This is a genomic window from Rhizobium gallicum bv. gallicum R602sp, assembly GCF_000816845.1.
GTDB lineage: Bacteria > Pseudomonadota > Alphaproteobacteria > Rhizobiales > Rhizobiaceae > Rhizobium > Rhizobium gallicum.
This window is the reverse complement of record NZ_CP006877.1, coordinates 1,504,781-1,519,230: the sequence shown is the minus strand read 5'-3', so window position 1 is coordinate 1,519,230 and position 14,450 is coordinate 1,504,781. Positions and strand designations below refer to the sequence as shown.

Annotated in this window: 13 protein-coding genes; 10 read left to right on the top strand and 3 right to left on the bottom strand. The window is 60.7% G+C overall.

Annotated elements, in window-relative coordinates; translation table 11 throughout:
* Positions 1–76: 76 nt before the first annotated feature.
* The 7 genes from plsY to rpmG all read left to right on the top strand — a co-directional run bounded on the left by plsY (position 77) and on the right by rpmG (position 8,855).
* Positions 77–697, top strand: a complete 621-nt coding sequence (plsY, locus tag RGR602_RS07460) for a glycerol-3-phosphate 1-O-acyltransferase PlsY (protein ID WP_039844590.1) — start codon at positions 77–79, stop codon at positions 695–697.
* Positions 698–781: 84 nt separating this feature from the next.
* Positions 782–1,162, top strand: a complete 381-nt coding sequence (locus RGR602_RS39630) for a DprA-like winged helix domain-containing protein (RefSeq protein WP_170251232.1) — start codon at positions 782–784, stop codon at positions 1,160–1,162.
* A 410-nt stretch (positions 1,163–1,572) separates the two neighbouring features.
* Positions 1,573–4,233, top strand: coding sequence for a type I DNA topoisomerase (gene topA, locus RGR602_RS07450; RefSeq protein WP_039844588.1), 2,661 nt, complete (start codon positions 1,573–1,575; stop codon positions 4,231–4,233).
* A gap of 2 nt (positions 4,234–4,235) precedes the next feature.
* Positions 4,236–6,608, top strand: coding sequence for a ribonuclease R (rnr, locus tag RGR602_RS07445; protein WP_039844587.1), 2,373 nt, complete (start codon positions 4,236–4,238; stop codon positions 6,606–6,608).
* Positions 6,609–6,716: 108 nt separating this feature from the next.
* Entirely contained in the window at positions 6,717–7,148 is a 432-nt protein-coding gene (locus RGR602_RS07440) for a DUF983 domain-containing protein (RefSeq protein WP_039844586.1), read from the top strand.
* 261 nt (positions 7,149–7,409) lie between these two features.
* A complete protein-coding gene (locus RGR602_RS07435) occupies positions 7,410–8,594 on the top strand; it encodes an MFS transporter (protein ID WP_039844585.1) in 1,185 nt (394 codons plus the stop codon).
* Positions 8,595–8,687: 93 nt separating this feature from the next.
* The gene (rpmG, locus tag RGR602_RS07430) at positions 8,688–8,855 is read left to right on the top strand and encodes a 50S ribosomal protein L33 (RefSeq protein ID WP_003547442.1); all 168 of its coding nucleotides are present in this window, start codon (positions 8,688–8,690) and stop codon (positions 8,853–8,855) included.
* Between the two features lie 747 nt (positions 8,856–9,602).
* Here the strand turns inward: rpmG and RGR602_RS07420 are convergent.
* Together RGR602_RS07420 and RGR602_RS07415 are read right to left on the bottom strand one after the other, a co-directional pair.
* Positions 9,603–10,976, bottom strand: a complete 1,374-nt coding sequence (locus RGR602_RS07420; protein ID WP_039844583.1) for a PleD family two-component system response regulator — start codon at positions 10,974–10,976, stop codon at positions 9,603–9,605.
* Positions 10,977–10,994: 18 nt separating this feature from the next.
* The gene (locus RGR602_RS07415; protein ID WP_022714852.1) at positions 10,995–11,366 is read right to left on the bottom strand and encodes a response regulator; all 372 of its coding nucleotides are present in this window, start codon (positions 11,364–11,366) and stop codon (positions 10,995–10,997) included.
* A gap of 132 nt (positions 11,367–11,498) precedes the next feature.
* Here RGR602_RS07415 and RGR602_RS07410 point away from each other — a divergent pair, with 132 nt between their 5' ends.
* Entirely contained in the window at positions 11,499–11,807 is a 309-nt protein-coding gene (locus RGR602_RS07410) for a DUF3572 domain-containing protein (protein ID WP_039844582.1), read from the top strand.
* A 5-nt stretch (positions 11,808–11,812) separates the two neighbouring features.
* The gene (locus RGR602_RS07405) at positions 11,813–12,496 is read left to right on the top strand and encodes a hypothetical protein (protein ID WP_039844581.1); all 684 of its coding nucleotides are present in this window, start codon (positions 11,813–11,815) and stop codon (positions 12,494–12,496) included.
* Here the strand turns inward: RGR602_RS07405 and RGR602_RS07400 are convergent.
* Positions 12,471–13,058, bottom strand: a complete 588-nt coding sequence (locus tag RGR602_RS07400) for a GNAT family N-acetyltransferase (protein ID WP_039844580.1) — start codon at positions 13,056–13,058, stop codon at positions 12,471–12,473. The two genes, RGR602_RS07405 and RGR602_RS07400, sit on opposite strands and share 26 nt — an antisense overlap.
* A 78-nt stretch (positions 13,059–13,136) precedes the next feature.
* On the opposite strand from RGR602_RS07400, the gene RGR602_RS07395 reads away from it, so the two are divergent.
* Positions 13,137–14,429 (top strand): DNA polymerase IV, encoded by a 1,293-nt coding sequence (locus tag RGR602_RS07395; protein ID WP_039844579.1) that lies wholly within the window; start codon positions 13,137–13,139, stop codon positions 14,427–14,429.
* Positions 14,430–14,450 lie beyond the last annotated feature (21 nt).

Genomic DNA, 14,450 nt, shown 5'->3' with positions numbered 1-14,450 from the left:
TGCAGGTTGCCTCGCCCCGTTTGCGAGGAGTGGTCAGGATGAGGGGTAAGTCCATTGGACGAAAGGGATGGAGTAAATGGTCTCTGACATGATGACCTGGCAGATCACACCGCCGCTGGCGCTTGCGGCGGCCGCCATGGGCTACCTGCTGGGCTCAATCCCCTTCGGCCTTATCCTGACGCAGGCGGCGGGGCTCGGCGATGTGCGCAGCATCGGCTCCGGCAATATCGGCGCGACCAATGTGCTGCGCACCGGCAACAAGAAGCTTGCGGCTGCGACCCTGTTGCTCGATGCGCTGAAGGCGTCGGCCGCAGCCTGGATCGTCGGATATTTCCTTGGCGGGGAAGCGGGCATCATTGCCGGCTTCTTCGCCTTCATCGGCCACCTCTTCCCAGTCTGGATTGGCTTTAAGGGCGGCAAAGGCGTTGCTACCTATATCGGCACGCTGCTTGGCGTCGCGCCGGTCATGGTTTTGCTTTTCGGCGCCGTATGGCTCGCGGTTGCCTTTACGACCCGTTACTCCTCGCTGTCGGCGCTGGTCGCGATGCTTGTCATCCCGGTTGCATTGTGGCTACTGGGGGCCGAGAAGGTTGCAGCGGTCATGGCGGTGATGTCGGCCATCTCCTATTACAAGCACAAAGCCAACATTTCCCGCCTCATGAGTGGGACGGAGAGCAAGATCGGGGCAAAGGGATAAGATGGCCGCGGCAAGGGCAAGGCCGAAGGGAATTGCGCTGACGAAAAGGCACGGATTGCCTGGCTGCGGCTGATCGCTCCGACAATGCCCGCCCACCTTCCGCGACCTCATCAATCATTTCGGCTGGAGCAAACCGCGCTCGGTGCTCTCGTCGCGCGGCGGTGCGACGCGCGCCGAAGCCGAGGCATATCGGGAACTGGAACTGGTGCAAATTCGGCGCCCCTTCGTCGACGTGAGACAGATCGAAAGTGCCCCGCTGGCGGAAGGGACATGGTGCCACCCGATGTTTTCGAGCGCGCCAGGATTGCCGATGCGCTGGGGCCGAGGCCAGTCCAGATCGATACGATCACCCGGCACGCCGGGCTCTCCGCCTCGGCGATTATCGCGTTTCTGCTTGAGCTTGATATCGGCGCAAGGCTGCACCGGCATGCCGGCTGCCTCGTCTGCCTTGCGATGGGCGATTGAGCTTCCTACATGCGGTTCGTGAGGCTCGGCCTCGACATAGGCCATCTCGATCAGACAGCACGGCATGATCCACCTCTTCCTTTTCGGCGACATTTGGCGGATGGGTGCGATTTTTCCCCGCGGGGCCGATCCATCGCTGTTCTTCCTTTCAACCTTGGGCCCCATGAGGGTGGTCTCTGGACGATTTCGGACCGCTGCTTGCAAGAACCCTGGCCGCACTTGAAAAACGGGCACCGCAAATTGCAATGCGTTCTTAATCTCTCTTTGGTTGCACTGGATGTAACGCCTAAATTCAGCAAACCCCTTGACCGGAACGATTTCCCTGTCCATGTCGGAGGGCCGGTATTCTTCGAGCGGCAAGTATTACGCTCTTCTCCTCGCCGGGCGCGGTAGTTTTTTAGAGAATCATGATGAATGTTGTAGTGGTGGAATCGCCTGCCAAGGCCAAGACGATCAACAAGTATCTGGGCTCCGGATACAAGGTGCTCGCCTCCTTCGGCCATGTGCGCGATCTGCCTGCCAAGGACGGCTCTGTTCTTCCTGACCAGGACTTCGAAATGCTTTGGGAGGTCGACAGCGCCTCGGCCAAGCGCATGAAGGATATCGCAGACGCGGTGAAGTCTTCCGACGGGCTCATCCTCGCGACCGACCCGGATCGCGAAGGTGAAGCGATCTCCTGGCACGTGCTCGACGTCCTGAACAAGAAGCGCTTGCTCAACGGCAAGTCGGTGAAGCGCGTCGTCTTCAACGCCATCACCAAGAAGGCGGTTCTGGACGCGATGGCCGAGCCCCGGGACATCGACGTACCGCTGGTCGATGCCTATCTCGCACGCCGCGCGCTGGATTACCTCGTCGGCTTCAATCTTTCGCCGGTTCTCTGGCGCAAATTGCCGGGCGCCCGTTCGGCCGGTCGCGTGCAATCGGTTGCGCTGCGTCTCGTCTGCGACCGCGAAACCGAGATCGAGCGCTTCATCTCGGAAGAATACTGGAACATCTCGGCCCTCCTGAAGACGCCGCGCGGGGATGAATTCGAGGCCAAGCTGGTTGCAGCCAATGGCAAACGGTTGCAGGCGCGATCGATCGCCAATGGCGAAGACGCCGCCAAGCTGAAATCCCTGCTCGAGGGTGCAGCCTATGTCGTCGACAGCGTCGAGGCAAAGCCCGTCAAGCGCAACCCGGGACCGCCGTTCACGACTTCGACGCTGCAGCAGGCGGCCTCCTCCAAGCTTGGTTTCTCCGCATCGCGCACGATGCAGATCGCCCAGAGACTCTACGAGGGTGTTGATATCGGCGGCGAGACGGTCGGTCTCATCACTTATATGCGTACCGATGGCGTGCAGATGGCACCCGAGGCGATCGATGCGGCGCGACGCGCCATCGTCGATCAGTTCGGCGAGAGCTACATGCCGGAGAAGGCCCGTTTCTATTCCACCAAGGCGAAGAACGCCCAGGAAGCGCACGAAGCAATCCGTCCGACGGATTTCTACCGTTCGCCTGACCGTGTGCGGAAATTCCTCGATGCCGATCAGATCAAGCTCTACGACCTGATCTGGAAGCGCGGCATTGCGAGCCAGATGGCCTCGGCCGAAATCGAGCGCACGACGGCCGAAATCATTGCTGACAACAATGGCCAGAAGGCTGGCCTGCGCGCCGTCGGATCCGTCATCCGGTTTGACGGCTTCATTGCCGCTTACACCGACCAGAAGGAAGACGGCGAACAGAGCGACGAGAGCGACGAAGGCGGCCGCCTGCCGGAGATCAATGCGCGCGAGAACCTCGCAAAGCAGAAAATCAACTCGACGCAGCACTTCACCGAACCGCCGCCGCGCTATTCGGAAGCGACACTGATCAAGAAGATGGAAGAGCTCGGCATCGGCCGTCCCTCCACCTATGCCGCGACGCTCGCAACGCTCCGCGACCGCGAATATGTGACGATCGACAAGCGCAAGCTGATCCCCCATTCCAAGGGACGGCTGGTGACGGCGTTCCTCGAGAGCTTCTTCACCAAATATGTCGAATACGATTTCACCGCAGACCTTGAAGAGAAGCTCGACCGGATCTCGGCAGGCGAGCTCAACTGGAAACAGGTGCTTCGCGATTTCTGGAAGGATTTCTTCTCGCAGATCGAGGATACAAAGGAACTGCGCGTCACCAATGTGCTCGACTCTCTGAACGAACAGCTGGCGCCGCTCGTCTTCCCGAAGCGGGAGGACGGTAGCGATCCGCGCATCTGCCAGGTCTGCGGTACCGGCAACCTGTCGCTGAAGCTCGGCAAATACGGCGCCTTCGTCGGCTGCTCGAACTATCCGGAATGCAACTACACCCGCCAGCTCACCTCGGAAAACGGCGCAGAAGCCGAAGGTGGGGCACAAAACGAACCGAAGAACCTCGGCGCCGATCCGGTGACCGGCGAGGAGCTGACGCTGCGCTCCGGCCGCTTCGGCCCTTACATCCAGCGCGGCGACGGCAAGGATGCCAAGCGCGCTTCGCTGCCGAAGGGCTGGAAGCCGGAAGACATCGACTACGAGAAGGCGATGGCGCTGATCTCGCTGCCGCGTGACATCGGCAAGCACCCGGAAACCGGCAAGATGATCTCCTCCGGTATCGGGCGCTACGGGCCATTCCTGCTGCATGACGGCGGCTATGCCAATCTGGAAAGCGTCGAGGACGTGTTTTCGATCGGTCTCAACCGTGCGGTAACGCTGATTGCCGAGAAGGCGAACAAGGCTCCGGGCGGCCGCGGGCGTGGAACACCGGCGGCTCTCAAGGAGTTGGGCGAGCATCCGGATGGCGGCGCAATCATCGTTCGTGACGGCAAGTATGGTCCCTATGTGAGCTGGGGCAAGGTGAACGCCACGCTGCCGAGGGGCAAGGATCCGCAGGCAATCACGGTCGAGGAGGCGCTGGCCCTGATCGCGGCCAAGGCCAGCAAGGCGCCGGCGGCCAAGGGCAGAGCAAAACCGAAGGCAAAGGCTGCCGCTTCCGAAGGCAAGGCGATGAAAAGCGCCGCCAAGCCCAAGGCTAAAGCCGCTGCGAAAGCGAAATCGCCCGCGAAAACGAAGAAGAGCTGAGAGTGAGCAGGAATCCGCGCGAAAGAACGAAGACCATGGGCAAGCGCCCGGGGAAGATCGGCCGCGCGAGCCGCGATGCCGCTCCCGTCGAACCGCTAAACATCGTGCACGGCGCATTGCCGTCGCGGGAAGTCATTTTGCGCTTCATCGCCGAACATCCACAAAAGGCGTCCAAACGCGAGCTCGCCAAGGCCTTCGGCCTCAAGGGCGACAGCCGTGTCGAACTCAAGCACATGCTACGGGACCTCGAACAGGAAGGCATGCTGCAGAAGACACGGAAGTCGCTGATCCGGCCGGGCGCACTGCCGCCCGTAACCGTTCTCGACATCACCACACGCGACAAGGACGGCGAACTGATCGCCCGGCCGGCGGAATGGCCGGAGGATCAGGGCGTTGCGCCTGCCGTCGCGATCCGCCAGACGTCGCCTGCCGGACGTCAGGGCAAGGGAAAGACACCCGTTGCCGGGATGGGCGACCGCGTCGTGGCGAAGATTTTCCCGGCGGCTGACCGCGGCGGACCGGCCTATACCGCGCGCATCATCAAGATCATCGACAAGCGCCGCGGCGCGACCATGGGTGTTTTCCGCACCGCCCCCGGCGGCGCCGGACGGCTGCTGCCGATCGAACGGCGCGGCGAAGAAATGCTGATCGATCCGGACTATACCGGCGACGCCAAGGACGGCGACCTCGTCGAAGTCGAGATCGCGCGCCTCGGACGCTTCGGCCTGCCGCGCGCAAAGGTGCTGTCGGTCGTCGGTTCCGTCGCCTCGGAAAAGGCGATCTCGATGATCGCGATCCACGCGCACGGCATTCCGCATGTCTTTCCGCAGCCGGTAATCGACGAAGCCGATGCGGCCAGGCCCGCGACGATGTCGCATCGCGAGGATTGGCGCGACGTGCCGCTGATCACCATCGACCCGGCCGATGCGAAGGATCACGACGACGCGGTCTATGCCGAACCGGACCCTTCCCCCGACAACCCGGGCGGCGTGATCATCACCGTAGCGATCGCCGATGTCTCCTACTATGTGAGGTCCAATTCGGCGCTCGACCGCGAAGCGCTGAAGCGCGGCAATTCGGTCTATTTCCCCGATCGCGTCGTGCCGATGCTGCCGGAGCGCATCTCCAACGATCTCTGCTCGCTGAAGGAAGGCGTCGACCGGCCGGCGCTTGCCGTGCGCATGGTCTTTTCGAAGGAAGGCCGCAAGGCCGGGCATACGTTCCACCGCATCATGATGAAAAGTGCGGCGAAGCTTTCCTACAGCAACGCGCAGGCGGCGATCGACGGCAAGCCAGACGACAAGACCGGGCCGATGCTGGAGCCAATCCTGAAGCCGCTCTGGCACGCCTACGAAGTGATAAGGCGCGGCCGTGAGAGGCGCCAGCCGCTCGAACTCGACATGCCCGAGCGCAAGATCCTGCTGAAGCCGGACGGAACGGTGGACCGCGTCGTCGTGCCGCCGCGGCTCGACGCGCACAAGCTCATCGAAGAAATGATGATCCAGGCCAATGTTTGCGCGGCCGAAACGCTCGAGAAGAAGCGCCAGGTGCTGATCTATCGCGTCCACGACGGCCCGACCCTCGCCAAGCAGGAGGTCCTGCGCGAATTTCTGGCAACGCTCGGCATCTCGCTTGCTAAGGGCGGCAATGTGCGGGCGAACAACTTCAACGGCATCCTGGCAAAAGCCGAGAACACGCCGCATCAGACGATGGTCAACGAGATGGTCCTGCGCTCGCAGAGCCAGGCGATCTACAGCCCCGAAAATATCGGCCATTTCGGGCTGAACCTGATGAAATATGCGCATTTCACCTCGCCGATCCGCCGCTATGCGGACCTGATCGTTCATCGTGCGCTGGTCGGCTCGCTCGGTCTCGGCGAAGGCGGCATCACACCGCAGGAAGAGGCCGCGCTCGACGACATCGCCGCCGAAATCTCCACCTTCGAGCGCCGAGCAATGGCCGCGGAGCGCGAGACGGTCGACCGGCTGGTCGCCCATCATCTCAGCACGCGTGTCGGGGAAGAGTTCAAGGGGCGCGTATCGGGCGTCACGAAATCGGGACTATTTGTCGCCCTCCCCGACTATGGAGCCGACGGCTTCGTACCTATATCTACGCTCGGCACGGACTACTTCATCTACGATGAGGCGCATCAGGCGCTGTCGGGTGAGAGGACCGGGCTGGGGTACCGTCTCGGAGACGATGTCACCGTAAAGCTTGCCGAAGCGATCCCGCTCGCCGGCGCGCTTCGCTTCGAGATGATAAGCGAAGGACGCAACATGCCGACGGCAGTGCGCTCGTTCCACAAGGCAGGCCGCCGTGACAACCGGCAGGCCCGCAAAATGGCCGGGACAAGGCCGCCAAGGGGGCGGCGATAGGACATCCTTTTCGGGATGCTCTGCATTTGAAATAAGGAGCGTCCCTTCTCCGCAAGGCGGCCGATTTCGGCGCTCCATGCCTGTCGGGAGGCTCGAAGAGGAACGATCATGACCACTGCATCGAGCGAACAACCGGTCCGCTATGGGGACGCAGATAAGGCCGAGCGTCCGCTCGGCCGCTCCATCATGCGCGGCATGCTGAACCGTTGTCCGCATTGCGGCAGCGGCAAGCTTTTCAGGGCTTTTCTGAAACCCGTCGACCATTGCGCCGCCTGCGGCGAGGCCATGCACCATCACCGCTCCGACGACCTGCCGCCCTATCTCGTCATCCTCGTTCTCGGCCACGTCGTGGTCGGCGGCTACATGATGACCGACATGATCTGGCCGCTGCCGCTCTGGCTGACGCTGGCGATCTGGGCTCCCATCACCGTTCTGAGCGCCCTCGTCTCGATCCAGCCGATCAAGGGCGGCGTGATCGGCCTGCAATGGGCGCTTCGCCTGCATGGGTTCGGCGACCAGAATGACGATCACGACGATTAGGATAGCCCCGGCCGCGGGCGCTCATCGTAAGCAGTCCTGCACCTTCACCGTCCAGACATAATTCGCGTGTAGTGGGCAACGCTCGCCGGCGCTGCAGGATCGCAGCGCCAGTCCCGAGTGAACTTGAGCTGGATTATTTGATCTATTGCCATCAGCACCGGACTTTCCGTAAAGCACAACCCGTCACTTGGATTTGGCACGCGTGTGCCTTTCTATGTGCCACAAACGGGCGATTCGTTTCAGTCATTCAAGGATGGATTCATGTCTCAGCCGAGAAACGGCACACCGGGCGATGTCGAGGAAATCCATTGGCCGTCGCTGGTTGCCGCCGTCTCGTCGATTTCCGCTGTCGGCATCGCGATCGGCCTCGGACTTCCGCTTCTCAGCATCATCCTGGAAAAGCGCGGTATCCCCTCAACACTCATCGGCCTGAATACGGCCATGGCGGGGATCGCCGCCATGGCTGCCGCCCCGATCACCACAAAGCTCGCGCATAAATACGGGGTCGCCCCGACAATGCTCTGGGCGGTGGTGATTTCCGCGCTCAGCTCGCTCGGGTTTTACTACGCCGAGAATTTCTGGCTTTGGTTCCCTTTGCGCTTTGCATTCCACGGCGCGACGACGACCCTGTTCATCCTGTCCGAGTTCTGGATCAATGCCGCCTCACCGCCCACGAAACGAGGCTTCGTGCTCGGCATCTACGCGACAGTGCTTTCGCTCGGTTTCGCGGCAGGGCCCCTGCTCTTCTCGATTCTCGGCAGCGACGGCATACTGCCGTTTCTGGTTGGCGCAGCCGCGATCCTACTTGCGGCCATCCCGATCTTTATCGCGCGACACGAAAGCCCGATCCTAGAAGAGAAGCCGGAGCTGCACTTCATGCGCTACGTCTTTTTGGTACCGACGGCAACGGCTGCAGTCTTCATTTTCGGCGCGGTCGAGGCGGGCGGCCTTTCACTGTTCCCGATCTATGCGATCCGCGCGAACTTCACCGAATCGCAGGCGGCGCTGCTGCTGACCGTCATGGGTATCGGCAATGTGATCTTTCAGATCCCGGTCGGAATGCTCTCCGACCGGATTTCCGACAAGCGCCCACTGCTTGCTGCCATGGCCTTCATGGGCCTTATCGGCTCGCTGATGCTTCCACTGCTGTCCCACAGCTGGATCATGATGGCAGGGGTCCTGCTTTTCTGGGGCGGTTGCGTTGCCGGCCTCTACACCGTCGGCCTCAGCCACCTCGGTTCCCGGCTGACAGGTTCCGATCTTGCAGCGGCGAATGCCGCCTTCGTCTTCTGTTATGCCGTTGGCACGGTTGCCGGCCCGCAGGCAATCGGAGTTGCTATCGACGTTGCCGGAAACAATGGTTTTGCATATGCGATTGCCTGTTTCTTCGGGCTTTATGCCTTGCTGGCCGGCATAAGACTGCTTTTCCTCCGAAAGCGGGCTTGACTTTTCGGGCCGGATTCGTAGTTTCGCGCCAGAATTTGCCGTGGAGCCCATCCGGCTTTCCACGGCATTCATTTTCGTAAAGGCAGGACAACCATGGCCAAGGCTACCACAATCAAGATCAAGCTGCTGTCGACGGCCGACACCGGTTTCTTCTACGTCACGACGAAGAACAGCCGTACGATGACGGACAAGATGACGAAGACCAAGTATGACCCGGTCGCTAAGAAGCACGTCGAGTTCAAGGAAACCAAGATCAAGTAATACTTGATCTCAGGTTGTTTAAAAAAGCGCGCGCCGTCTGGCTGCGCGCTTTTTTCATTCCCAGATTGCATTTTTGCCCTATCAGCGCAAACAAAAACGCCGTCATTCTCCGTGATGGGAAAGACGGCGTTTTTCAGGCAAAGGGGGTCGGCCAGCAGGCAAGGCGGCACGAGGAACCGCGAAAAATTGCGAGCTAGCCGACCGGACCCCACGACCCAGGAGATGCGGCGGACCTGAGCATCATGGGGTATGCGGACTCCTCAAGTGGGAGTGCTTTTCTCTTATGAGCCAATAATTTGCGCAAAAATGAAAGAAAATCAACAAATTCTTAATGATGAGCAATTCCTGCCTGGTCCTATGGTTAAAAGTCCAATTTTGGGGCAGGTGGAGATCAGCCTAATGACTTAGGCGCTCAGGAAATGAACCAGCTTTGCAAAGAAACCAATAGGCACATAGCAGTAACTTTGCCAGATGTTGACGTTACGTAAGGTCGCAACATTTCCATTCGGGAAATAGCACTGCTTGCATAGCGGCCTGCCGCTATCCGTGTATTCTTCGGCAGAGCGCCTTTGTTCTTACCGCCGGGGCAGATGCACCCTAAGAGGGTCACCGACGGCAGTGATCCATTTCCGGGTCTTTTCCACAGAAGAAGTGTGCCCTTTGCCAAGGCCACGATTACAAATTTGTAATGTTCGGATTTTTCCGGTGAAAACCATGTCCTGCGCCGGTCCCGAGACAGTATTGCCTTCAGGCTGCGGCAGCAACGACGCGGTTCCGGCCGGTGTTCTTTGCCTCATAAAGAGCAAGATCGGCCTGCTTCATAAGCTGGTCCGGCGTGATGACCGAGGACAGGCGTGACGAGATACCGAAGGAGGCGGTGACTTTCAGCTCCTGCCCTGCCGATTTCAACCCAAAAGGAATGCTTTCGACGGAGGCCCGCAGGCGCTCGGCAACCGCGGCAGCCACCTCAGGAGACGTATCCGGCATCACCACGACGAACTCCTCGCCGCCATAGCGGCAGGCGAGATCGGCGCCGCGGACGGTCGAGCGGATGCGGTTGGCAAATTCCTTGAGCACTTCGTCGCCAGCATCATGGCCGTGGGTGTCGTTCACCTGCTTGAAGCGGTCGATGTCGGTGATCAGCACGGATAGTGGCCGCCCCCGGGCCATCGAGCGGTTGAAGAGCACCTTGAGATGATTGTCGAGGTAACGGCGGTTGTTGAGACCCGTCAGGGGATCGGTGACGGCTAGCTCGATCGTCTGCTTGACGCTGGCGCGCAGGCGGTCGTTGAAGCGCTTGCGGCGGATCTGCGTCAAGCCGCGGGCGACGAGTTCGTTCGTATCGACCGGACGAACAATGTAGTCGTTGACGCCGAGATCAAGCGCCCGGATGACCATATCGTCAGCGCCCTGCTCCGTTATGATCAGGATCGGCAGAAAACGGGTACGCTCCAGCGAGCGGAACTGCGAGCAGAGCCGCAAGGGATCGTAATCGTCGAAATTGGCATTGACGATCACGAGTTCGAAGGCGTTCTCGGCAGCTTCGAACAGGGCGGCCTGCGGGTCGGAGATGGCCGTGACATCGGCGATCGGCTTCAGCGCCTTGATGATACGCTCCTGCGAATTGGCGCGGCTGTCGACCAATAGAATCTGTCCGGCTTCTTCCGGGCGCCCTTCGCCGGCACGCAGCAGATCGTCGATCCCCATCGTCTCGGCCGTTTCGGCGCGGATGCGCAGTTCATCGCTCAGCGTCTTCAGGCGCAGAAGGCTCTTCACGCGGGAGATGAGCTGCAAGTCGTTGACCGGCTTGGTCAGGAAATCATCGGCGCCCGCCTTCAGGCCGCGCACGCGGTCAGCCGGCTGGTCCAGCGCCGTCACCATCACGACGGGAATATGCGAGGTCTTCGCGCTCGCCTTCAGACGCGCGCAAACCTCGAAGCCGTCAAGCCCCGGCATCATCACATCGAGCAGAACGAGATCGACCTGGTTGCGCTCGCATATCGCCAGTGCCTGATAGCCGTCCGCCGCCGTCAGCACGTCGAAATATTCCGCGAGAAGCCGCGCTTCGAGCAGCTTCACATTCGCCGGAATATCATCAACCACCAATATGCGTGCAGTCATAAACGTCTTTCAGATGCGCTAGGCATCACCGAGATAGGTCTTGATCGTTTCAATGAACTTCGGAACCGAGATGGGCTTGGAGACATAGGCTTCGCAGCCGCCCTGACGGATGCGCTCCTCGTCACCCTTCATTGCAAAGGCCGTTACCGCAATCACCGGGATGACATGCAGTTCGTCGTCTTCCTTCAGCCATTTGGTAACCTCCAGGCCGGAAACTTCCGGAAGCTGGATATCCATAAGGATCAGGTCCGGCTTGTATTTTCGAGCAAGATCAAGCGCTTCCATCCCGTTTCGGGTCTGAATTGTCGTATAGCCGGACGCCTCGATCAGGTCGCGAAAGAGCTTCATGTTGAGCTCGTTATCTTCTACAATCATCACCTGTTTGGGCATGGCATGCTTGTCCCTACGTCTCGTCCCCGCAGCCGATCGCGCCGTGACAGAAGACTGCGCGCACGAATCCAGGAAACCGATAGTGGTAAACTACCGGTATTTGGTTGAAGAAAAGGTAACTTACCCAGCGAAATGCAAAGCAACTTCAAGACTTCCAAACAATTCGCCGCAGACCCCCAGGAAACGGCGATTGCCGTTCTCAGCTGGCTGGCGAACGAACCCGACATGTTCTCGCGTTTCCTGGCGCTGACGGGCGTGGAGCCTGCCCAGGTCCGCAACGCCGTCCACGATCCTGGCTTCCTCGCCGGCATGCTGGATTTCCTGATGAACCACGAGCCAACGGCGGTGGCCTTCTGCGAGGCGACCGGCACGAGGCCCGATACGCTTGCTGCCGTATGGCGGCATTTCTCCTCTCCCGGCCTCGATTCCGGAGAATACTGAGCGCAATGGAGACTGAGACTTTCGACATCTCGCATGTCCGGCTCGGCGACCGGCCGCTGATCGTTTGCGACGTCGACGACGTCGTGCTGCAGTTCATCGATCCCTTTCAGCGGTTTCTTCTCAGCGAAGGGCATGAGCTTTTGCCGCGTTCCTTTCATCTTCATGGCAATATCGTTTCTAAAGATGGGGTTGCGCTCGAGGTTATCCATGTCAGCCGGCTGATCGAAACCTTCTTTGAACGGCAGGAGGAGTGGCAGCTGCCACTTTCGCGGGCCACGGAGACCCTCGGCAGGCTCTCCGCCACTGCCGATATCGTTTTTCTGACCGCAATGCCGCCGGTCTATGCGGATCAACGGCGGCGGTTGCTCGACCGCTTCAGCCTCCCCTACCCGCTGCTTGCGACCCGTCAGCCGAAAGGGCCGGTCGTCAAAGCGCTGCATGGCGTGCGTCCCCTGCCCGTCGCTTTCATCGACGACATGGCGGTCAATCTTCATTCGGTGCGCGAACATGTCGACAACTGCCTTCTGCTGCATCTGATGCCGGTCTCCGAAATTCACCGTTTCGCGCCTGCGGCCATGCACGACATTCAGCGGATTCACGACTGGAACGAGGCTGCATCGCTGATCGGCCGTCATTTCACTGAAGCCGACGCGGCTCGAAGCCTCACTGCAGCAAATTCAACCGCATGAGCGGCCGCCCGTGCTTTCGCCGCGCCACCGGCTCGAAGCCCGCCGCATCGAAGATCGCGGTCGAGCCGATGCAGAGTGTAACCGACTTCGACTGCTTCGTATGGTCGATGGGACAGCCTTCGAGACAGAGCGCGCCGTTTTGCCGCGCGTGATCGATCGCGCCCTTCAGCAGGCGATGACTGAAACCTTTGCCACGCAGTGACGGCGAAAGAAAGAAACAGCTCACAGCCCAGATGGACGGGTCCAGCACATCGCTCTCCTCCAGCGGCCGGGAAACCGTGCGCGGCGAGTTGAATTGGGCAACATCTTGGCGCGGTCCCACCTGCACCCATGCGACCGGCTGGCCGCCCGCATAGGCGAGAATGCCGGGCGGCGGACCAGCGGCGATGCGGTTTTTGATATACTCTTTCCGCTCATCCGGCCGCATTTTGGTGCGCACTGCATGCGGCAATCTGAGAGCCACGCACCAGCAGTCACAGAAGGCACCGCGCGGACCGAAAAGCGCCTCGAAATCTTTCCAGCGCTCCGGCGTCACCGGCTCAAAACGCAGATCGATATCCAAAGCCAAACCTCTCCAGTCTCTTGAGACTCGGAAGTTTAAGGCGTAGTCTCACAATGTTCAATCTTTGTTCTCACCACGATGACCCCCACCCCTGACAAGACACCCGGCTTCTGTCGCGACTGCCTTGCCGAGCAGAAGGATGAGGCGCGCCGCTGCATGGCTTGTGGCAGTCCGCGCCTCGTGCGGCACAAGGAACTCTATGATCTGACCCTCGCACATATCGATTGCGACTCGTTCTATGCGGCGGTGGAAAAGCGCGACAATCCGGAGCTTGCCGACAAGCCGGTCATTATCGGCGGCGGCACGCGCGGCGTCGTGTCCACTGCCTGTTACATCGCCCGCATCCACGGTGTTCGCTCCGCCATGCCGATGTTCAAGGCGCTGGAGGCATGCCCGCAGGCGGTCGTCATCCGTCCCGACATGGAGAAATACGTCAAGGTCGGCCGCGAGGTCCGCACCATGATGCAGGAGCTGACGCCGCTTGTGCAGCCGCTTTCGATCGATGAGGCATTCCTCGAACTCGGCGGCACCCAGCGCCTGCACCATGACCCGCCGGCCCGCACACTCGCGAAATTCGCCCGTCGAGTGGAAAGGGAGATCGGCATCACGGTTTCCGTCGGGCTGTCCTACTGCAAGTTCCTCGCCAAGGTGGCCTCAGACCTGCAGAAGCCGCGCGGCTTTTCCGTCATTGGCCGCGAAGAAGCCGTGGAGTTTCTGGCGCCGCGCCCGGTGACGACGATCTGGGGCGTGGGCAAGGCTTTCGCGGCAACGCTCGAAGCGGATGGCATCCGCACAATCGGACAATTGCAGACGATGGAGGAAACGGATCTGATGCGCCGCTACGGCAGTATCGGCCAGAGGCTCGCGCGCCTTTCGCGCGGCATCGACGACCGCGAGGTTCACCTCAACGATGCGGCAAAGAGCGTCTCCTCGGAGACGACCTTCTTCGACGATATTTCACGCTATGACGAGTTGGTGCCGATCCTGCGCAGTCTCTCCGAGAAGGTCTCCTGGCGGCTGAAGAAGAGCGGCATTGCCGGGAATACCGTCGTTTTGAAGATGAAGACGGCGGATTTCAAGTCCCGCACGCGCAACCGGAAGCTGGAGGACCCGACGCAGCTTGCCGACAGGATTTTCCGGACCGGCATCGAGCTTCTGGAGAAGGAAACGGACGGTACAAAATTCCGCCTGATCGGCATCGGCGTCACCGACCTTTGCGACCCGGCGCGCGCCGACCCGCCGGACCTCATCGACCAGCAATCCACGCGGCGCGCGGCGGCGGAAACCGCGATGGACAAGCTGCGCGAGAAATTCGGCAAGAAGACCGTGGAGACCGGATATACGTTCGGCAGCGGCAGACGCGACGGATAATCGGGCAATCGCAAGTAGATC